This window comes from Paenibacillus sp. GYB004, assembly GCF_036577605.1.
Lineage (GTDB): Bacteria > Bacillota > Bacilli > Paenibacillales > NBRC-103111 > Paenibacillus_AB > Paenibacillus_AB oceani.
Genome location: NZ_JARBDB010000031.1, coordinates 103,456 through 123,507, shown reverse-complemented (window position 1 = coordinate 123,507; position 20,052 = coordinate 103,456). Strand labels below are relative to the sequence as shown.

At 55.5% G+C, this 20,052-nt stretch carries 14 protein-coding genes, 1 pseudogene and 1 other annotated feature; of the genes and pseudogenes, 5 read left to right on the top strand and 10 right to left on the bottom strand.

Annotated elements, in window-relative coordinates:
• The first annotated feature begins 184 nt into the window (after nt 1-184).
• Entirely contained in the window at nt 185-457 is a 273-nt protein-coding gene (locus tag PV433_RS14090; protein ID WP_332072719.1) for a hypothetical protein, read from the top strand.
• Nucleotides 458-704: 247 nt separating this feature from the next.
• Here PV433_RS14090 and abc-f read toward each other — a convergent pair whose 3' ends face one another.
• From abc-f to PV433_RS14070, 4 genes and pseudogenes are all read right to left on the bottom strand, one after another.
• Nucleotides 705-2,699, bottom strand: coding sequence for a ribosomal protection-like ABC-F family protein (gene abc-f / locus PV433_RS14085; RefSeq protein ID WP_332072718.1), 1,995 nt, complete (start codon nt 2,697-2,699; stop codon nt 705-707).
• Between the two features lie 555 nt (nt 2,700-3,254).
• Complete coding sequence (locus PV433_RS34090) at nt 3,255-3,668, bottom strand: S-layer homology domain-containing protein (RefSeq protein ID WP_442951523.1); 414 nt, start codon at nt 3,666-3,668, stop codon at nt 3,255-3,257.
• 30 nt (nt 3,669-3,698) lie between these two features.
• A pseudogene (locus PV433_RS34085) lies at nt 3,699-3,791 on the bottom strand (S-layer homology domain-containing protein); the annotation flags it as partial.
• A 109-nt stretch (nt 3,792-3,900) separates the two neighbouring features.
• Nucleotides 3,901-4,470, bottom strand: coding sequence for a hypothetical protein (locus PV433_RS14070; protein WP_332072717.1), 570 nt, complete (start codon nt 4,468-4,470; stop codon nt 3,901-3,903).
• A gap of 194 nt (nt 4,471-4,664) precedes the next feature.
• Nucleotides 4,665-4,918, top strand: a binding site (T-box leader).
• A 58-nt stretch (nt 4,919-4,976) separates the two neighbouring features.
• On the opposite strand from PV433_RS14070, the gene ileS reads away from it, so the two are divergent.
• Nucleotides 4,977-8,057 (top strand): isoleucine--tRNA ligase, encoded by a 3,081-nt coding sequence (gene ileS / locus PV433_RS14065; protein ID WP_332072716.1) that lies wholly within the window; start codon nt 4,977-4,979, stop codon nt 8,055-8,057.
• Nucleotides 8,058-8,687: 630 nt separating this feature from the next.
• Here the strand turns inward: ileS and PV433_RS14060 are convergent.
• The 4 genes from PV433_RS14060 to PV433_RS14045 form a co-directional block, all read right to left on the bottom strand.
• On the bottom strand, nt 8,688-10,553 hold the full coding sequence (locus tag PV433_RS14060; protein WP_332072715.1) for an SLC13 family permease: 1,866 nt from the start codon (nt 10,551-10,553) through the stop codon (nt 8,688-8,690).
• 884 nt (nt 10,554-11,437) lie between these two features.
• The gene (locus PV433_RS14055) at nt 11,438-11,725 is read right to left on the bottom strand and encodes a hypothetical protein (protein ID WP_332072714.1); all 288 of its coding nucleotides are present in this window, start codon (nt 11,723-11,725) and stop codon (nt 11,438-11,440) included.
• 189 nt (nt 11,726-11,914) lie between these two features.
• A complete protein-coding gene (locus PV433_RS14050) occupies nt 11,915-14,224 on the bottom strand; it encodes a thiamine pyrophosphate-dependent enzyme (RefSeq protein ID WP_332072713.1) in 2,310 nt (769 codons plus the stop codon).
• A gap of 36 nt (nt 14,225-14,260) precedes the next feature.
• A complete protein-coding gene (locus PV433_RS14045) occupies nt 14,261-15,268 on the bottom strand; it encodes a 2-oxoacid:acceptor oxidoreductase family protein (protein WP_190924239.1) in 1,008 nt (335 codons plus the stop codon).
• Between the two features lie 304 nt (nt 15,269-15,572).
• Between PV433_RS14045 and PV433_RS14040 the strand changes: the two genes are divergently transcribed.
• Nucleotides 15,573-16,451, top strand: a complete 879-nt coding sequence (locus tag PV433_RS14040) for an AraC family transcriptional regulator (RefSeq protein WP_332072712.1) — start codon at nt 15,573-15,575, stop codon at nt 16,449-16,451.
• A gap of 322 nt (nt 16,452-16,773) precedes the next feature.
• On the opposite strand, the gene PV433_RS14035 is transcribed toward PV433_RS14040, so the two are convergent.
• On the bottom strand, nt 16,774-17,724 hold the full coding sequence (locus PV433_RS14035) for a helix-turn-helix transcriptional regulator (protein ID WP_332072711.1): 951 nt from the start codon (nt 17,722-17,724) through the stop codon (nt 16,774-16,776).
• A 228-nt stretch (nt 17,725-17,952) separates the two neighbouring features.
• On the opposite strand from PV433_RS14035, the gene PV433_RS14030 reads away from it, so the two are divergent.
• Nucleotides 17,953-18,432, top strand: a complete 480-nt coding sequence (locus tag PV433_RS14030) for a hypothetical protein (protein ID WP_332072710.1) — start codon at nt 17,953-17,955, stop codon at nt 18,430-18,432.
• 97 nt (nt 18,433-18,529) lie between these two features.
• Nucleotides 18,530-19,006, top strand: a complete 477-nt coding sequence (locus tag PV433_RS14025) for a GyrI-like domain-containing protein (protein WP_332072709.1) — start codon at nt 18,530-18,532, stop codon at nt 19,004-19,006.
• A 183-nt stretch (nt 19,007-19,189) separates the two neighbouring features.
• On the opposite strand, the gene PV433_RS14020 is transcribed toward PV433_RS14025, so the two are convergent.
• Complete coding sequence (locus PV433_RS14020; protein WP_332072708.1) at nt 19,190-20,032, bottom strand: sugar phosphate isomerase/epimerase family protein; 843 nt, start codon at nt 20,030-20,032, stop codon at nt 19,190-19,192.
• Nucleotides 20,033-20,052: the final 20 nt, after the last annotated feature.

Sequence of the window (20,052 nt, the reverse complement as noted above, 5' to 3'; positions counted from 1 at the left end):
ATTCGGTCTTGATTTTGCTAACGGGTGTGATAGACTTCACCTTAAAGGTGCTCCTCTCTTTGGGTGATGTTGTTCTAGGCAAACACCATTCTACCAAAGATTTGAGCCCTTTTTCATATTTTCAGAATGAGTCACTTTCGAAATTCAGGTTAAATTTTTAATCGGGCCGGAGATGGCAACTGAATTGGAGAAAACGAAACCGCGAGTTTTATCGATCCGCACAGACGCAAGTAAAACTAGGGAAGGGTACAACCTAGAAGCCTTTTACTCGCGCAAACCGCTGCAAATCACCTCCCGGTCACCTGTATCCCTACAAACGAGTGTGGAGATAGGGGCGATTGCAACTCAAGAATTCAACAACATGATCTATGGGCGAAGAAACGTAGCGGAAGGGCTGCAAACGATACAAGATCAGGTGCAAAAGCTGCTGGACCAGGAATTCGCGGACAAAAAGTAAAGCTGGAGCGGGCAGGAAAAAACTCAGCGTCCTTGTAATCGTCTTATGGAAACAGCCGAAAGGAATGAGTTCCGCTCCGTTGTCTTGTTGTGGATCTTTACGGCGGAGTCCCCGCAGCCCGCTTGTTCATGCGTCATCTGCCGATCATTCACAAATCGCCCTTTTCTTGGCCGCTATTGCCAAGAGAGGGCGATCGTTTGTCCGGAGCCGATTTAGTTTGTACGTTCCTACTGGCGTGTGCCGTTTCCTAGCTCTCCGCTTGCTCGAGCCGCTGATACAGCAGCTCCCGTTCCGCCTCCAGCAGTTGCTTCTCTCCGTGAAGCTCCGCCAGTTTTTTCGGGTCCGCCTCGGCCATCATCGCCTCGTCCAGCACGGCCAGCTTGCGCTCCATCGCCGCAATGCCGGCTTCCAGATCGGCAAGCCGCTTCCCATAATCGTCCGCGGCTCTTCTCCCGCCGATCCGGCTCTCCTCCCTTCCTCCGCCGCTTTTCCCGGCAGTCGCCGAAGCTTTGCCGTCTTTGCCTGCTTGCGGCGCCGCTTGTCTGCCGGATCGCAGCTCCCCGCGTTTCCGCTTCGCGTCGTTATAGCCGCCTTCGTAACGGGTAAGCGCACCGTCCTCCAGCCAATACGTGACCGGAAACAGCTTGTTCAGCAAATACCGGTCATGCGAGACGCAGATCAGCGTGCCGGGAAACGCGGCCAGCGTATCCTCCAGCGCTTCGCGGGCATCGATATCGAGATGATTGGTCGGTTCGTCCAGCACGAGTGCGTTCAGCTCCTGATGCATCAACTGCGCCAGCCGAAGACGCATCCGTTCGCCGCCGCTTAAGGAGTTTACTTTGCGGTACACCGACGCGCCGTAAAACAAAAATTTGGCAAGCAGATGGCGGGCTTCCCCCTCCTCGACCATCACCGTGTCGCGAAACGCGTCCACAATCGTTTTCTCTTCGTCCGGAAACAAATCGTGCTGCGCCAAATAGCCGATTTTCACCTGGCTTCCGACTGCCACCGTCCCGCTGTCCGGCTGAAGTTGGCCCAGAATCATGCGGAGCAGGGTCGATTTGCCGCTCCCGTTATCGCCTACGATCGCCACCGTCTCGCCGAAGCGGATGTGCAGATCGACATTCGCGTACAACATCCTGCCTTCGCGCCGATCGACTCCTCGGTCCAGACCCCCTCCGCTGAAGATTGCTAACTCGGCCGCTTCGCCGCTGCAGCCGAAAGACTTGCTGACGCCTTCCATTCGGACGACGTCCTTGCCGCTGCGCTCACTCATCTCGAATGTCAGCCCCATCTTCTTGCGCTCGAGCACAGGGCGGTCCAGCTTGTTCATCCGGTCCAGCGCTTTCTGCATCGCCGCCGCCCTTTTGAACATCAACGGATTGTCGGCCTGCGCCGCCCAGAGCCGCATCCGCTTGATCGCTTCCTCCATCTTCCGGATCTTCTTCTGCTGCTCCTGGAAAGCGGCAAAATCGAGCAGCAGCCGCCGCTCCTTCTCTTCCACGAAGTACGAGTAGTTGCCGTGATAAATGTCTACGGCTCCGCCCTCCAGATCGTACACTTTGGTCACGACGCGGTCGAGAAAATAACGGTCATGCGATACGATCAGTACGCTGCCCCGGTAATCCTGCAAATACGTCTCCAGCCATTCGACCGCGCTTAGATCGAGATGATTAGTCGGTTCGTCCAGCAGCAGCAGATCCGGGCCCTCGAGCAAAATCCGCCCCAGGCACACTTTGGTCCGCTCGCCTCCGCTCAACCGGTCGAACGGCATCTGCAGCAGATGCTTGATCCCCAAACCGTCGGCTACGCGCGACCGGTTCGCCTCCATCTCGTAACCGCCCATTCCGGCAAAAGCGTCCTGTAGCGTACCGTATTCCTTGAGCGCCTTCTCCATCGTATTCGGATCAGGACTCGCCATCTCGCTCTCCAGCTCCGTCATTCTCCGCTTCAGCCGGAGCAGCTCGGCGAACGCCAGTTCCAGCACCTCCAGCGCCGTTACATCCGGGCCGTAATCCGGGATTTGCGCCAGCATCGCCGTCCGGCTCCCCTTTTTGTAATGAATCGTTCCCGTATCGGGAGGCTCCATACCGGACAGCAGCTTCAGTACCGTCGATTTGCCGCAGCCGTTCGGTCCGACCAGTCCGATCCGCTCCCCGTCCTGTATTTCCAGCGAGAGCTGCTCGAATACGAGCGTCCCGCCCCACCTTTTGCTTATTTTCTCCGCGTAACACATCATCATCGCCGATCATCTCCGTACGTATAGTTTCGTTTATTTGTACGCCAAAAAGCCGCAGGTTCAGGCATACAGCCTTTTACCCGCGGCTTCTCATAGCCGAATAAGCCAAGTCCGTTCCGGCGCTTACACCGGTGCACGTACTCGAACTACAGGGTCAAAATGCTGCAGTCGCCAAAAAAAGACAGACGTCTCCCGTTATCGGCAAAACGGAATACGATAGTAGCCTGATGCACCCAGAATATGGACCATCCGCTACGAACGGCGACTTGCAACATTTGGACACCTCCTTATCCGACGCTACTCGGTTACGTCTTAATGTTTGAATTTGGAACGCAGGCACGGTGCAGCCACACGAACGTAGACCCTGATTCGGCAACGCTGCACGTACAAGATTAACTTTACCCAACCCCCGCGGATCGGATAAGGGGCATTTTGATTATAATTAAAAATTCGTAGTAACGGGTGATGGAGATCGCAATACCCAAACGCCAAAGAAGGCGATTCACGAGAAATCGCCTCCTTGATCGCCTTCCCCCGACCTGCACCACCGTCCGTCAGTCAGTTAATAAACTGCACCGCCTGCAGCATCCGCTTCAGCATAACCGCAGCTTGCGCGCGCGTGACGTCGTCCGCCGGGGCGAACTGCCCTTCCGCTACGCCGTTCACGATGCCTTCGCGAACTGCGGCGGCAGCCGCGCTCTGCGCCAACTCCGTGATCCCGCTCCGGTCGTTGAATGCGGACAGCGCTTCTCCCGCGGAATTCGACGGCGCCGTTTGGCCCGCCACCCGCAAACTTCTCGCGATCATGACGGCGATCTCCTGGCGGCTGATCGCCGCATCCTTGAACGTGCCGTCTTCGAAGCCCTGCACAAGCCCCGCCTTCGCTGCCGCGCCTACAGCGCCCGCATACCAGTCGTCAGTAGATACGTCGGCATAAGCGGAAGCTCCCGCCTTATTCTCCGCAAGTCCCAGAGCACGGACGAGCAGTGCGGCGAATTCGGCCCGCTTCAGCTTGGCATCCGGACCGAAGCGGCCTTCTTCCACCCCTTGCACGAGCAGCTTGGAGGCGAGCAGCTCGATATCCGCTTGGCCCCAATGCCCGGGAACACCGGAACGATATTTCCAGCTTCGTAACTTTTAGCGCAAGACTAGTTTCATAGTACCTTCGAACGAAACGCGTTTCAATCGGACGTAAGGCGCAAGTTTATGTTCTCCGCCTCCTCGACATCACGAACAGCACTGCCGCTGCCGCGATTACCAGCACGGATACCGCCGCGACCGCCGGAACGATGTAGCTCCCTTCGGCGACTGCCTTGGAAGGGTCGGGCGCTTGACCCGCGCCCAGCTCGGCCAGCTCCAGGCTCGCCGCGGACAATGGCCTCGTCATCTCGCACATGCCGGTCTCCAGCCGGTCCGACGTTCCGTAAGCGGAGACAAGATAGCTCTGGTTGACGGCAAATCCGGTATAGCCGCAGCTCGCCGAGCTCATCGCCGTGTACACTTCCGTCGTGGACGTAACCTGCCCCTTCCACACCGTCGTCACTTCGAACGTAACGCGAACCGGATCGGCCGACGATTGCGCGAAGCCGATTTTGCCCGGCTGCTTGACGTCCTTCACCTTCCCGGCGAAGATCGCCGTCTTCCGGTTCATCTCGGACTGTACGGACGGAGGCGCCGCGCAGGAACAAGCGAATACGTCCGCAGGAGCGGCGAACCCGATCACCGCCATAGCTAGCAAACTGCACAACAGGATGGTCCTCATACGTTTTCTCATCTTATCACCTCTGCCTTTAGTACGATGTCAGACCCAATAGGGAGAGTGGATTAAAAAGCGCTTGGCGAGTCTCTCTCCCTTTTTCAAAATACAACTCTGACTTTGTACTACTAGACGCACCGCAGCACCAATTTGTTCCACTTGTTGACAATGGAATTGGAATAGTGTACAAAAGAGTTAATTACATGCCATAACCAAATTCATTGACGAGAACGAGTACGCTAATCCCTTGTCCCCCAGAGAGTTGGCCCCGTGCTGAAAGCCAACGTTCAAGTGTTAGCCGAACATCCTCTCCGAGAAGGAAAGCTGAAGCGCACCAGTAAGCCGCCCCGGGGTCCCGCCGTTACAAGGGACGCGCATGATCGTGCGCAGTTGAGGTGCCGGGAGATTCGGAGCTTGGGTCGAACGGAACAAGGGTGGTATCGCGAGAGATAATCTCGTCCCTTAGAGGGACGGGATTTTTTTGTTTGATTATGGTTATGAACCCGAGAGGATGGCTAAGCGCGATGAGAAAAGTGGATGTCAAAGAAAAAGCAAGAGAACGCGAGCTCCGCGTACTAAAGAGATGGAAGCAGGAGGATACGTTCCGGCAGTCGATCGCAAACCGGGAAGGCAAGCCGAATTTCGTGTTCTACGAAGGTCCTCCGACCGCCAACGGCAAGCCGCATATCGGGCATGTGCTCGGACGCGTCATCAAAGACTTTATTTGCCGCTATAAGACGATGTCCGGTTACCGCGTCGTCCGCAAGGCCGGCTGGGATACGCACGGTCTGCCGGTAGAGCTCGGCGTCGAGAAGCAGCTCGGCATCTCCGGCAAGCAGGAGATCGAGAAGTACGGCGTTGCCAAATTCATCGAGACGTGCAAAGGCAGCGTGTTCGAATACGAGAAGCAGTGGCGCGAGCTGACCGAAGGAATCGCCTACTGGACCGATATGGATCACCCTTACGTAACGCTGACGAACGATTATATCGAAAGCGTGTGGCATATTTTGGCGGAGATTCATAAGAAGGGGCTGCTGTACAAAGGTCACCGCGTCAGCCCGTACTGCCCGGATTGTCAGACGACGCTCAGCTCTCACGAGGTCGCTCAAGGCTATGAAGACGTCAAAGATTTGAGCGCGACCGTGAAGTTCCGGAACAAGCAAAGCGGCGAGTATTTCCTCGCCTGGACGACTACGCCGTGGACGCTGCCGGCCAACGTGGCGTTAGCCGTTAACGCCAACCTCGATTACGTCAAAGTGAGGCAGGGCGGCGAGGTTTACATCGTGGCGGACAATCTGGCGGACAAATGGTTCAAGGAAGACTTCGAACGGCTGTCCGTTCATAAAGGCTCGGAATTCGTAGGCGCCGCTTACGAGCCGCCTTTCACTTACTTGACCGTAGAGAAAGGGTTTATCGTCGTCGATGCCGATTACGTCAGCGATTCGAGCGGTACCGGGATCGTTCATATCGCTCCGGCTCACGGGGAGGACGACTACCGGACGACCCGCCAGCACGGGCTCGACTTCGTAAGCGTCGTCGATCTGGCCGGCCGTTATACCGCGCAGGTCGCCGATTTTGCCGGACGGTTCGTGAAGGACTGCGACGTCGATATCGTCAAGAGCTTGTCCGAACGCAAGCTGCTGTTCGCCAAGGAGCGGTACGAGCACAGCTACCCGTTCTGCTGGCGCTGCAAATCGCCGCTGCTGTATTACGCGATGGAGAGCTGGTTTATCAAGACGACTGCGGTGAAAGATCAGCTGATCGAAAACAACAGCAAAATCGACTGGTACCCGTCCCATATCCGGGAAGGCCGGTTCGGCAAGTTTCTGGAGGAGCTGGTCGACTGGAACATCAGCCGGAACCGGTACTGGGGGACTCCGCTTAACGTCTGGTTATGCCGCGACTGCGGATGCGAATACGCGCCGGGAAGCGCGGCGGACTTGCGCGAACGGGCGGTTCAGCCGATCGATCCGAATCTGGAGCTGCACAAGCCGTACGTGGACGAAGTGCTGCTGCGCTGCTCTTGCGGAGGAACGATGGACCGCACTCCGGAAGTGATCGACGTCTGGTTCGACAGCGGCTCGATGCCGTTTGCCCAGCAGCACTACCCGTTCGGCGACAAGCAGCTGTTCGAGGAGCAATATCCGGCCGACATGATCTGCGAAGGGATCGACCAGACGAGAGGCTGGTTTTTCAGCCTGCTGGCGGTGTCCACGCTGTATAACGGCCAATCGCCGTACAAAGCGGTTATTTCTACGGGACACGTGCTCGACGAGAACGGGCAGAAAATGTCTAAAAGCAAGGGCAACGTCATCGATCCGTGGGACATCATCGACGAGTTCGGTACCGATGCGTTCCGCTGGGCGCTGCTGGCCGACAGCGCGCCGTGGAACAGCAAGCGGTTCTCCAAAGGCATCGTGGCCGAAGCCAAATCGAAGGTGATCGATACGATCCATAATACGCACGCGTTTTATGCGCTTTATGCAACGATCGACGGATTCAAGCCGGAAGATCACCCGGAGCAGCGTTCAACGAACGAGCTGGATCGCTGGATTCTCTCCAGACTGAACACCACCCTTCAGCAAGTAAGCAAAGGGCTGGAGACGTACGACTTCCTGAACCCGGCGAAGCAGCTGGAGACGTTCGTCGACGAGTTGAGCAACTGGTACATCCGCCGCTCCCGCGACCGCTTCTGGGGAAGTGGCTTGACCGCAGACAAAGTCGCAGCCTACCAGACGCTGCGCCGCGTGCTGTTGACGGTAGCGCGGATGATCGCGCCTTATGCGCCGCTGATCGCGGAGGATTTGTACGACAACCTCGGCGGCAAGGGAAGCGTTCATCTGGCGGATTATCCGCAGGCGAGCGAAGCGGAGATCGATTCCGTATTGGAATCGGATATGGAGACCGCACGCCAAATCGTCGAGCTGGCGAGAAGCGTCAGGAACGAGACCGGAATCAAAACACGCCAGCCTTTGTCCGAGCTGCTCGTCGCACTTGACCGCGAATTCGATCTCGGCCGTTTCGAGGCAATCATTAAAGATGAAATCAACGTCAAAGCGATCCGCCTCGTCCATGGCGACAGCGGCTTCGTCAACTTCGCCCTGAAGCTGAATCTGAAGGCGGCCGGTAAAAAGTACGGCAAGCTGGTCGGTCCGCTGCAAAACCATCTGAAGCAGCTTCCTTCGGCCGAGTCGAAACTTGCGGTGGATAACGGCTATCTCGATATCTCGGTCGAGGGAGAATCGGTCCGCGTCACGCTGGAGGAGCTGCTCGTCGAGAAGCAGGCGAAGGAAGGGTTCGCTTCCGCTTCCGGCTACAAAATGACCGTCGCCTTGAACACGGCGATTACCGAAGAGCTGGAACAGGAAGGCCTTGTCCGCGAAGTCGTACGCGCCGTGCAGGACTACCGCAAAAAGCTGGAGCTGCCGATCGAGAAACGCGTCAACCTGGTGCTGGACGTGAGCCCGCAAGTCAAAACGGCACTGGAGCGTTTCACGGATGTTCTGCACGACAATGTGCTGTTAGCCGGCGTCCGTTATGCCCAGGAGTCCGGCATGGAGATCGTGGCGATCGGGGAGTCGAAGGCCGGATTGCTGATTGAGTAAATGTTGCGCAAGGTAAAGACGCAGGAAAACCGTCCGGTGCAGTCGTCCGGACGGTTTTTTGGCGTGCGAGCCCGCTTCCTGCACCGCCTTGAATCCCAGGGCGCGGTGCTTGAGCGTCGCATGACGGTGGTCAACCACATGCCGCTTGTTTGCACGAGGAATGGGTATCTTCGCTGCTCCAACGGGTTGCCGATTGTTTCGTACCGCGCGGCTCCCGGATCGTTGTGCTCGGTTACGGGGCAGCGGTATAACCTCGTATTAGGAGGTATAGCAACAACCGGCATCAGATATTGCCTGTGAAGCTGCTTCCGGAAGAAAAACTTCCGCTATCTGTTTCCAATAGCGGGAATTAGACGCATAGCGGAAGAAACTGTTCCGCTATTTCCCGTATTACTGCCTATATTACCCAGTGTAGCGAAAATAACGGAAATCGGACTTCCGTTATAGCGTGAAAATGACGTACTTTGCGGAAATAGAGGAAATCATTCTTCCGCAACTTGCAGTTGATAACCGGTTCATTACGGACAATCTCCGACAGATGATAACAACGTGCTGTCCCAATTGTACTTTACTCGTAAAAAAAGCCGCTTCCCGGACTTTAAACGTCCAACGGAAGCGGCTCCTGCTTTTTTAGAAAGGAAAAAAGTACGGCAGCACGGCAACCATCACGATCCCCATCACCAGCTGCAGCGGCAGTCCGACCTTTAAGTAATGGCTGAACTTATACCGGCCGGCCGACATTACAAGCGCGTTAGGCGGCGTGGAGAACGGCGACGCGAAGCACATGCTGGCCCCAATCGAGACGGCGAACAGGAACGGCATCGGGCTGACGCCCAGCTGGACCGCGGCCGTGAGCGCGATCGGGGCAAATAAGACAGCGCAAGCCGTATTGCTAATAAACAGCGTTAAGATCGACGTTGTAAAATAAACGCCTGCCAGCAAAGCTATCGGCCCGAATCCGCCCAGCGAGCCGACGAGCCCTTCGGAAAGCAGCTTCGCAGCGCCCGTCTTCTCGATCGCGATCGACATCGGAATCATCCCGCCGATCAGCACGATGCTTTCCCAGTTTACCGTCTTGTATGCCTCTTCCATATTGCGCACACAGCCGAATACCACCATCAGCACAGCGGCGATCATGACCGACGCGACAGCCGGAATAAGCTCGGTGATCAGGAGCAGCACCATTAAGAGCATGATGCCGGCGGCGATCGGAGCTTTGTGGTCCATCGTCACCTTGCGGGATTCCTCGATCGGCTGGCCGACTACGACGACGTCCGCCTGTTCCGCCGCGAGCAGGGCAATGTCTTTCCACGTCCCTTGGACGAGCAGCGCATCGCCGAACCGCATCTTCTCCTCCTTCAGATTGTGAAGCAAATATTGCTCCTTCCTCTGAATGCCCAAAATGTTGATCCGGTATTTCTCGCGAAACCCGGATTGTTTGACGAGCTGGCCGATCAGTCTGGAATTCGGCGTCAGCATCACTTCCGCAATGCCTACATCGTGAGTCGCGTACCGCTCCGCGCTTGCGCGCGGCTGGTTCTCCGGAGCTTGCCGGTCGAGCAGCACTAAGCCGTACGTCTCCGCAAACCGCTGTGCGTGCTCGAAAGTACCGTTTACGTACAAAATATCATCTTCTTGAATGACCGTTCCCGGTCCGGCGATTTCCTGGTTGATCGTTTTGAAAAACTGATTTTTCGCCGACGTCTTGCGCCGGATCTCAATGACGTTAATGCCAAACGAAGCCGGGATATTCAGCTCCAGCAGCGTTTTCGTCTGAATCGGAGAATCCGCGCCAACCTGAATCCGGAACAAATTCCGGGACAGCTGGTACTTCCGCGCCAGCTCCTTCAACGTCCGGCCATTGTGCTTCTTATCGCCGCCCTCTTCGTTTTTCGGCAAAAACCGGCGCAGGAAGAGCAGCGCCACGATGCCGGTAACCAAACATACCAATCCGATCGGGGTAAACGAAAAAAAGGACAAGCTGCCGTAGCCGGCATTTTGGAGCGTTTCTTGAATGACGAGGTTCGGCGGCGTCCCGATCAGCGTCAACATCCCGCCGAGGCTGCTTGCAAATGCGAGCGGCATCAGCAGCCGGCCCGGATTCGTCTGGGCGCTCATCGCCAGACTGACGACGATCGGCAGCATCACTGCCACCGTCCCCGTGTTGCTTACGAACGCGCCGATCGCCGACGTGACGAGCATCACCATGATGAGCAGGCGCGTCTCGCTTTTGCCCGCCAACTGGAGCAGCTGCCTGCTCGCCATCTTGGCGAGGCCGGTCTGGAAGATCCCGCCCCCGACTACGAACAGGCCGATCATCATGATGACGACCGAGTTCGAAAAACCGGACAATGCCTCGCCCGGCGTTAAAATTTGAAACAGCATCAACACGATCAACGACCCGATCGCAACCAAATCCGAACGTATTTTGCCGGATATGAATAACGCAGACGCCAGCGCCAGCGTACCAAGCGTAATAATCATCGGTCCATCCACATCTGGTTCCCCCCTGTTATAGTAACTCAAGCAACTCGCTGTCTCCCTCTTTTCGACATTTGTCTGGGCATTCCTGCCTAGTGGGACACTTGTCGGAGTTTGTTCCAGTTTGAGATGGGGATCAAGTCGATCCCGATCGGAGACAGACGCACCCTATGGCGGTGACCCGGTGTCAGGGAGGTGGCAGGGCAAGCTACATTCGTTTTTTTGGGGGAAGTATGGGGTTGAGAATGCTTGCTTGCTTGGATGTGGTTTGTACCTGTTAGTGGGGCGAACGGGGATTTCGCGCGGCGGTCTGATAATAAGAGGCTTTTGTACATGCTATTTGCTATTTTAGGCGACTTTGACTAAACTCCTGAAATGGAATTTTTTGTAATCTATTATTTCAGCTTGATAGCCCCAACTCCGGTCTTTTTGCCAGTAAATAGGAGGTACAATCATCCGCTATATGGGGAAAATGCAATGCCCATCCTACCGAAAAATAAGGGGTGACAAAGAGCCTGTCGATTCATTATGGACAACCAAGTGGAAAGGGAAAAGATTACCTTCTGGCGAGTTTTGTCTGGAATCCCCTACCTTACAATCCTTATTCAATCAAGGGATTCCGGACAACCTGTTTGAGCAGAAGAAGGTAACTTTTCACTTGGAACGCCCTGCTATCACTTCTACACATTGAATCGACAGCCTCGACAAAGACCGTTATTTAGTTTGTTTGAGCAGCTTGAGCTTGGGAAGCACTGGGTCAGCGGTCAAGATGTGGGGAGCGGCTGCCAAGCCCAATTCCGTAACTGCCGCAACTCCCCGTTCAGACGCTGCGGATCAGATAGGTCGCATAAACAACAAAGCCCCCGGCTTCCGCCAGAGACTCTGTTGTAAATCCGCTTTCAACGCTTCTCCACACGAATCGTGCCATCCCCGCCTACATAAACGCGGTTGGACGGATCGTTGCGCAGCTTCACGTTGCACATCTTCAGCTTCATTTCTTCCAGCTCGGCGATTTCCCAGTCCGGGGCGTCCGGGACTCCGCGGCCGGCGAGGAAGGAATCCTTCTCCTCCCGCGCGGCCGACTCGTCCTCCCAGTCCTTCACGCCGAAATAGTCCAGCTCATAGCGGTTGACCAGCCTGCAGGCGAACAGTTCCGAGCTTCCCGCATGCTTTAATACGTATGGCACCGCGCACCTCCAGCTCTGTCTTACATGTACGACTGCCGCCTCGCGACCGGGCCTTGTGCGCCGGAAACACCGCGCGATGTGGAAGAGAGCTCCCGCCAAACGCTGTGTCGCTGTATTCGAACCACGCGGTGTCTCTCTGCCCAGCGGCGGCGGGCGACCCGATCCGGGCACGGCGCGTTTCCTAGCCGTTTACAAATAAGGGTTCTCGTGCTTCGCTTTCAGCCGGTTCCAGCGGCGTTCCACCTCTTGCTCGAACGATTGGAGCGCCTCCGCGTTTTCCGGCTTCGTCATATGCTTCGTCTTGCCCATCGAGCCGAGCCATTCGGCGACGGTCACTTTTTTGTTTTTCTCTTCCGGATTGTACGTAATATTCGTAATCCCGCGCTCGATCTCGTACAGCGGGAAGAAGTTCGAGCACACGGCGGCATCGATAATGTTCGTGCCTTCCTGATCGTCGGACAGCCAGTTGAGCGGGCAGGTGATCAGGATTTTGCCGTAGACGAGCCCTTCGTTCTGCGCGTACCATTGCGCTTTGGCCGCTTTTTTGACAAGATCCTGCGGGTACGATTCCGATCCGGTGAACACATACGGAATGTTCGTCGCGGCCATAATTTGCGCCGTATCCTTGTGATGGAACAGCTTGCCGGCCTGCTTCTTGCCGACGTTGGACGTCGAGGTCCGGTGCCCCATCGGCGTCGAATACGACAGCTGCGCGCCTGTATTCATGTACCCTTCGTTGTCGTACTCGAGGATGATCATCTTGTGATTGCGAAGCGCGGCGCCGATCGCCGGTCCCATCCCGATGTCCATTCCCCCGTCGCCTGTAATCATCACAAACGTGAAATCGTCCGGCAGGTTGAGATAATCGAGCTCGCCTCTGCGCTTGCGCTCCCAGAACATCTCGACGACGCCCGACAAGGTAGCCGCCCCGTTCTGGAACAAGTTATGAATGTACGTGGCTTTGTGAGCCGAGTACGGATAACCGGTCGTCACGACCATCGCGCAGCCGGTATGGAACAAGGCGACGATATCGCCCTCGATGCCCTTGAAGAACAGCTCCAGCCCGGAGAAAATCCCGCAGCCCGGACACGCCCCGTGACCCGGCGCGATCCGCTTCGGCTTCTTCGTGAGCGACCGCAGCGGCGGAATGCGCACGTTCAGCTTGCCGGACGCCGCATCCGGCGTGACGGTGATCAGGCCTGTTTTCAAATCCTCGTATTTCATCGGATTCAACACGCGCTTCGGCGCCTTCGCAGGATCGCCCGGCGTATGGCCATAGTAGTCGAACGGCTTCGCCACATACCCTTTCTCCGCCGCCTCGATGGCGAACTGGAACAAGTTGTGGCCGTCCTCGGCGTAGAAGTCTTTGCCTCCCAGCCCGTACACCCGGCTGATCACAAGCGTATCCCGGTTGCCGTGCGTGAACAGCGCAGCCTTGATCTCGTTGACCATATTGCCGCCGTGTCCGCCGTACGAATCGGCCCGGTCTCCGACCGTAATCGCCTTGACGCCCTTGAGCGCTTCCGCGATCTGCTTCTGAGGGAACGGACGGATCATGTTCGGCGCGATCGAACCGGCCTTAATCCCTTTGGCGCGGAGCTGGTCGACGACATCCTTGATAATCTCCGATGCCGAGTTCATCAGGAACACGGCCACCTCGGCGTCTTCCATCCGGTACAGGTCGAGGATCGGGTAATCGCGGCCGGTCAGCTCGGCGTATTCCTGGCGAATCCGGTCATAGACGTGCTCCGCATTGTACATCGCCATCGACTGCTGGTAACAGTTGTTGATGTAGTCCGGCTCGTTCATGTACGGCCCTACAGTGATCGGATTGTTGCGGTCCAGCACATCCGGATAACCGCGCGCGGGCTGTGCCCCGATAAATTTGTGCACATCATCGCGGTGTGCGAACGTCATGACCCGGCGTTTCTGGTGGGACGTGAAATAACCGTCGGACGCAACCAGCACGGGCAAGCGCACCTCGGGGTCTTCCGCCAGTTTCAGCGCGATGATGTTCATATCGTAGACCGCCTGCGGATCGCGGCACATCACGATCGGCCAGCCGGTGTTCAGCGCAAAATACAGATCCGAGTGATCGCCGTGAATGTCCAGCGGACCGGATACCGAACGGCAGACCAGGTTCATCACCATCGGAAAGCGGGTGCCGGACTGAACCGGCATCTGCTCGATCATATACAAATAACCGTTCGCGCTTGTCGCGTTAAATACGCGGCCGCCCGCCGCCGAAGCGCCGTAACAGACGCCGGCCGAGCCGTGCTCGCCGTCCGCGGGAATCAGCACGACGTCGTGCTGTCCGTTCGCTTTCATTAAATCGAGAAATTGGGCGACCTCCGTCGAAGGAGAGATCGGGAAATATCCCATAATATGATAGTTGATCTGATGAGCTGCGTAAGCAGCCATTTCATTGCCGGATTCGTATACGACGCGCTGCTCGACTGTACCCGTGCGTTGCTCTTCGCGCTTCATGTCAATTGCCATGTGCCCTTGTCACCCTTTCGGCTGGAAATGGGGAAGCTACACGATCGCCCGGTCGAACCGGTGCGGCACCCGATGCTGCTCGGCGTAGCCGTCTTCCTCGCGCGATTTGGACAGCGCTTCGGTCGGACAAGCGACTACGCACTTGAGGCAGCCTTTGCAATATTGGTAGTCGATGCCTTGCAGGAACATTTGCGGCCGTCCCTTCTTGTCCGCCTGTTCGTCCCACACAAAGCAAAAATCCGGGCATACGTTGTCGCAAGCCGCGCAATGGATACATTTCTCGTCGTCGAAGTGCGGCATCATCCCGGCCCGGGAAATGCTCAAATCTTTCAGAATGCTGTTGCCCGGATTCGTAATGACACCGCCCATAGGCTGAGTCTCGTAGCCGAGAACCGGAGTGTCCTGACGGACAAAAGCCGGCATCACATCGCCCTCGGGCAGCGCGTACGTCTGGAAGCGAACTTCATTATAACCCCTCTCAAACGTCCGCAGCGCCGGCCCGACCGCTTGGGGGTATTTCTTTTCGAGCGATTTGCGAATGACACCCTTCATGACTTCCGCATCCAAAAAGTCGCACAACCGGAACAAGGCCCCCAGCATCGCCATATTGACCCGGTTGTTCTCTTCGAGCGAGATGCCGATCGCATCTACGACGGCAATCGTTCCGCCCTTCAGCTTCATCTTGTCCTTCAATTCGTCTGGCGTCCGCGTCGAGTTTACTAGCACAATACTGTCTTCATAGATGCCGCTGATTACATTGACCGTTTTCGATAAAGATTCGTGAAAAATACCGACTACATGTGGCCGTTCCACGGGAGAAGTATCACGGATGAACGTATCCATATCGCAAAAACGGATATGCGCCTTGACCGGGGACCCTTTTTTCTCAGAGCCGTACGACGAGAAGCTCACTCCGTTCAAGCCGACTCCCATAACGCCCGCTTCGGCAAGCATCTTGCCTGCCAAATTCGCGCCGAGTCCGCCGATCGATTCAAGGCGGATTTCAAAAAAACCGAGCTCGTTCACTTTCGGTAAGAGTACCATCGCGTTTCTCCTTTCGAGTTCGGATGCTGCGACTTATGATGGTTGCACTATGTCTCTCCCTCATTTTATCAGCAATTCCGCCGTCAGCAATCTTTTTTTTCAGAATTTTCGCTCATGCACGACGATTCATTTTATAATATATGAAGGTTATGAAAGTGACGTGAAAAAACCGGCGCTGCAAGAGGGAATAACGGGGTTGCCAGACTAAGCCGGGGCAAAAACGGGAACTGCGCGGAACCAGGAAAAAGCGGCGCGAAGCAGAAGTAAACATCCAACAGCATCCGCATGAAGAGAGGACTATCCGATGACTTATCTTCCGCTTTATATCGATAAATACCGAAATATGGACTCGGCCTTCCCTTTGGACTATACGATCAACCGGCTGGAAAGCGGTTATCCGGCACATCGGCACGACTATTTGGAGCTGTCGTATGTGATCAGCGGCGAAGGAACAGAGACGATCAACGGAACGGTCCATCCGATGAAGCCGGGGACGTTCACCTTTATACTGCCGTACCAGATCCACGAGCTGCACACGGAGCCTGGAGAGCCGCTCGTGCTGTATAACGTCCGGTTCTCCGCAGGTCTGTTTGCGGAGCTGGAAACGGAAGCCGTGCTCCAGCGGATGCTGGCCGGCTCCGATCCGTCGCTGCCTGCTTACCATCAGTTCGAGGAAGTGGCGGCATCAGCCATGAAGCGGTCGTTCGACCGGTTTTATGAAGAGTATGGGAGAGCCGACAGCTGGAGGAAGCTGAAAATGAAAGTGACGCTGCTTGACATTCTGATCGAATTCGACCGGAGCCGGAAGCAGGCGGCCAGCGACCGCGCGGCAGCGGCAGCGACGACGGGGAGCCGCCTGTATTTGGACATCATCCGGTATATCCAGCATCATTTCAAGGAGGAGCTGACCTTGAACTCGGTGGCGGGGCATTTCGGCATCAGTCCGGCTTATTTGAGCGCTCTGTTCAAGAAAAAAGCCGGGCGGACGTTTCTCCAGCACGTGCACGACGTGCGGCTCGGACACGCCTGCGGGCTGCTCCGTTCGACCGGCATGAAGATCGCCGATATCGCCATGGAAGCCGGCTACGGCTCGTACAACACGTTCTCCCGGCTGTTCCGCGAGCAAAAAGGCACCACTCCGAACGATTACCGCAGGCTGTCGGAGGAACCGAAGCGGCCGTAAACCGCCGTCCTTCCGCATCCGCCCCCTTAGAGCAGCGCAGAAGTAAAGCCCCGGTCTCACGAATGTGACCGGGGCTTTTCACTCTTTGATCGATTCGTTGCCGAATTTGTTCATGAAGATAAAGATGCCTCTGCCGCGTTTTTGACCGTCTCTGCATTGGGAACGAACCAATTGTCCCAGCAGAGCGCCGATTTGTTTGGATACCGGATAAACCCGTTGTTATGGATACTGATCGGCGTCGCTGGAGCGTTATCGGTTTCCGACAAGACGACAGGATACAGCTTGATATGGTCGATTCATTTCGCCCTCTTAATCCCCAAGGTTAAAATGTTGGCGGTACCCCTAAACGCTCTTCCAAAATTACGCGCAGCTCAGCAGGAATCCGTTCAAACACGACCCCTTTCCCCAAAAACAAAAGCCAATCCGCATAATACGTCAGCCCCTCGACATCGGTCACATCCAACTGAACATTGAAAATCCCGCTCGACTGAAACATCCCAGTAAAGGACAAGATAATCCCCGGCGGGTGCATACGCTTAAAGCGCTGAATCCCAGTCGAATCAAGCTTCACAACCAGATTGGACTCTCGTGCACCAAGCCGTTTTTTGCTTATAATCTCTTGCTCGGACCACTTCATCTCCTGCCCAGAAATTGCCGAATCCCGCAGCATCGCAACAGGCAAATAACGAAACTCATCCGTATCAAAATCATAAACTTCGACCAGCCACTGAGCGTTCGAGTTAAAAATATGCAGCAAAAAAACATCCATTAACTGCGGCCAGCCCGGACTCAGCTCATAAGTCAAGCGCAAGTGCTTATCCCGCACAGCAAGCGAAATCAGCTGGTTCAGTCCCGCAGGCGCTGCATCATCAAGCTCCAAGAGGTTCGGATTTCCAGGGTTTGTATTTTCAAAAAGCAGGATATTATTCAGCTCGATCAGCTCGTCTTGCTGGGTTTGCGACGCGATGCCGATGAGTTTTTCAGTGATAGAACGGCGATTTTGCAGATACGGCAGCTGCGAATTTTTCGAGGCGATAAAGCTGATAAAAATCGCCTTCAGCTCATCTGGCGTGAAGCGGACGGCGGGCAGATACTGATTTTGAAGGACATAGTAGCCGCCACCGCGCCCCAGCTCGGTCGTCAGCGGAAAACCCATCGCCTGAATCTCGTTAATGTCGCGAATCGCCGTCGCTCGGGAAATCTTGAACTCCCGCTGAATCTCAGCAATCGTAAAATGCGCGCGGTTATTGATGTAGCGCATAATCAGGTTCACTCGTTCTGTTTTCCTCATGGTTTTTATTGTATCAAAAATGTAGCAAAAATAAAGCCAGTGCTGACAGATTTACATTTTATGATTGAAAATAGGAAATGAACTAAATTTCCTCCATAGATAGGTTGAAAATTCTGGCGATTTTAAGAGGCAATAAAAAGTATCATTTTCTGATACATTCGGCAAATAGAATCAATCTTGTAAAAAATAAATCCGCGAGGAGAGAACAAAATGTCTAACTACTCCATCAAAACAATCTCAGAAAACTACAAAATGACTGCTTTCGGTGTTTTACTTGAAGACTACAACGACTGGGCAGGCAATGCAGCAAAAACTGCAGCGAAAAAAGCTGAAATCACTGAAAACGGCAAGCTAGCTGAACTTCTCGCGCTCGCTGACGGGCAAGAATATCAAATCAACTACGTCATCGACGGCAAGGCTTGGCGCGGCTTCGGCGTGATGGGCGAGTTCGACGCGGAAGGCGCGGTCGTCCTCGATTTCCTCGCTGGCGACTACCTCGTCGTGCCTGGCACAGGCGCTGACAAAAACCGCCTTACTGACGAAATCACAGGCAACGTTTTCGGGGGCTTGTTGCAAGGAATCACAGACTACAAATACGTAGGTCCCGGTAACTCAACATTTGTCAAAGCAGCCGAAAACGGTGAATTCTATGGTGAAATGTGGCTTCGTGCCAAAAAAATCGAAGGCTAATGAAGCTTTTGGCGGCAAAGAAGGTTTCTTGTTTGACGATTTGGGGATTAATGGAATTTTGTAGCGGAAGTTAAACCTGGATAAAAGGAGCACTCCCATGACAGATTACACAATTGAACACAAAAAATCATTCACATTGACCGCTTATGGTTTTTCCATTCATTCGAATTTCCAAGACATGCAAGCTTTGCAAAAGGAGAAAGCTGAGTTTTGGGGCGGACTCAAGGCGGACGGGCGTTTCGATAAGCTCAAAGACGCCGCAAAAGACGATCGCGAATGGTCAGTCAACGAGGTTTATCAAGGCAAACCGTGGAATTATTTCGCGGTAGAAGCAAGCAAGTCAGTGTCTGACGCAACCCGCATGATCGAGTTTCCGGAGAGCGAGTACATCGTGGTTGCAGGAAATGGCGACAAGGAAACTTTGTTTGATCAGCTGACTTACCGTGCTTTTGGCGAAGTCTTGGCCAAAATCACTGACTATGCTTACATCGGCGGTCCAAATGCGACTTATCGCACAGATAACGGCGACGGCACTTTCTACGGCGAATTTTGGGTGCCTGTGGTTAAAAAGTAATAAGAAAAAATCCTGTGAAAACAGGATTTTTTCTTTTATCAAATGGTCGAAACCTTAGCCTGCATGCTAGAAAAAGACGCCTCCAGAACCACGGCAGCATTAACCGGGATGGAAGCGTCTTTTACTCTTTTGTTGCGCCTATTGTCCGTACAGCGGTTCGAACTTCTACGTTAGCCGAAGCTGTCAGCCTTCAATGCCCGCTTCCGCGAACAACCGGTCGTACCCCGCCGCCGTCCGCTGCACGAGCTCTTCAGCAGGCTCTTGCGGAGGCTGCTGGGTCAGGACCTCCTGCGAAACGACGCCGGTATAACCGATGTGCCGCAGCGCCTTCAGAAACCCGGCCAGATCGATCACGCCTTCGCCGCTGATCCGGCGGTCATTGTCAAGCGCCTCCGATACCGGAACGTCCGGCGCGTCGTTCAGATGCACGTGCACGATCTGATCTGCGCGCAGAGCGTGAAGATCCTCCACGCCGAGCTCCGTCGTATACCAGTGATACGCATCCAGCAGCAGACCTACATTCGGCTCCCCGATCGCCGCCGCGAGATCGAGCGTATCGGACATCGTCCATATGTACGGATGCTTCCAGCGTGTCCGCAGATGGTGCGGCCCGACGAATTCCAGGCCGAGTCGGATGCCGTACGCTCCGAGAATTTGCGCGCACAGCCGGAGACGTCGGATGGCTGCCGCCATAAACGGCGCCGCCGGCTCGTCGGTCGAAGGCAAAATGTACGTGCAGCAGGACGTACAGCCGAGCTGCCGGGCTCCTTCCGCGGCAGCCACCAGCGCAGGCAACCCTTTGCGGAACTCGTCGTCGGTCGTCCGCCATTGGACGGGCAGACCGATCGAGCCGATCCGCATCCCGTGCGAGCTCAGCAGCGACGCCGCGCCCTCCGCCCCTTTCTCCGCAATCAGCTTGCCTGCATCGATATCGACAGCTTGGAAGCCGTACCGGGCCGCCAATGCAATAAACGCCTCGTCGCTGCCGACTTGGCCGAGCCCCGCTCTCGTTAATCCTCGAATCATTTCGCTTGCTCCTTCCAATT

Bases quoted from the DNA above. Each gene is read 5' to 3' on its own strand.
- abc-f (WP_332072718.1), bottom strand. From the start codon at position 2,699: ATGATGATGTGTTACGCGGAGAAAATAAGCAAAAGGTGGGGCGGGACG.
- PV433_RS14070 (WP_332072717.1), bottom strand. From the start codon at position 4,470: ATGAGAAAACGTATGAGGACCATCCTGTTGTGCAGTTTGCTAGCTATG.
- ileS (WP_332072716.1), top strand. From the start codon at position 4,977: ATGAGAAAAGTGGATGTCAAAGAAAAAGCAAGAGAACGCGAGCTCCGC.
- PV433_RS14050 (WP_332072713.1), bottom strand. From the start codon at position 14,224: ATGGCAATTGACATGAAGCGCGAAGAGCAACGCACGGGTACAGTCGAG.
- PV433_RS14045 (WP_190924239.1), bottom strand. From the start codon at position 15,268: ATGGTACTCTTACCGAAAGTGAACGAGCTCGGTTTTTTTGAAATCCGC.
- PV433_RS14040 (WP_332072712.1), top strand. From the start codon at position 15,573: ATGACTTATCTTCCGCTTTATATCGATAAATACCGAAATATGGACTCG.
- PV433_RS14030 (WP_332072710.1), top strand. From the start codon at position 17,953: ATGTCTAACTACTCCATCAAAACAATCTCAGAAAACTACAAAATGACT.
- PV433_RS14025 (WP_332072709.1), top strand. From the start codon at position 18,530: ATGACAGATTACACAATTGAACACAAAAAATCATTCACATTGACCGCT.
- PV433_RS14020 (WP_332072708.1), bottom strand. From the start codon at position 20,032: ATGATTCGAGGATTAACGAGAGCGGGGCTCGGCCAAGTCGGCAGCGAC.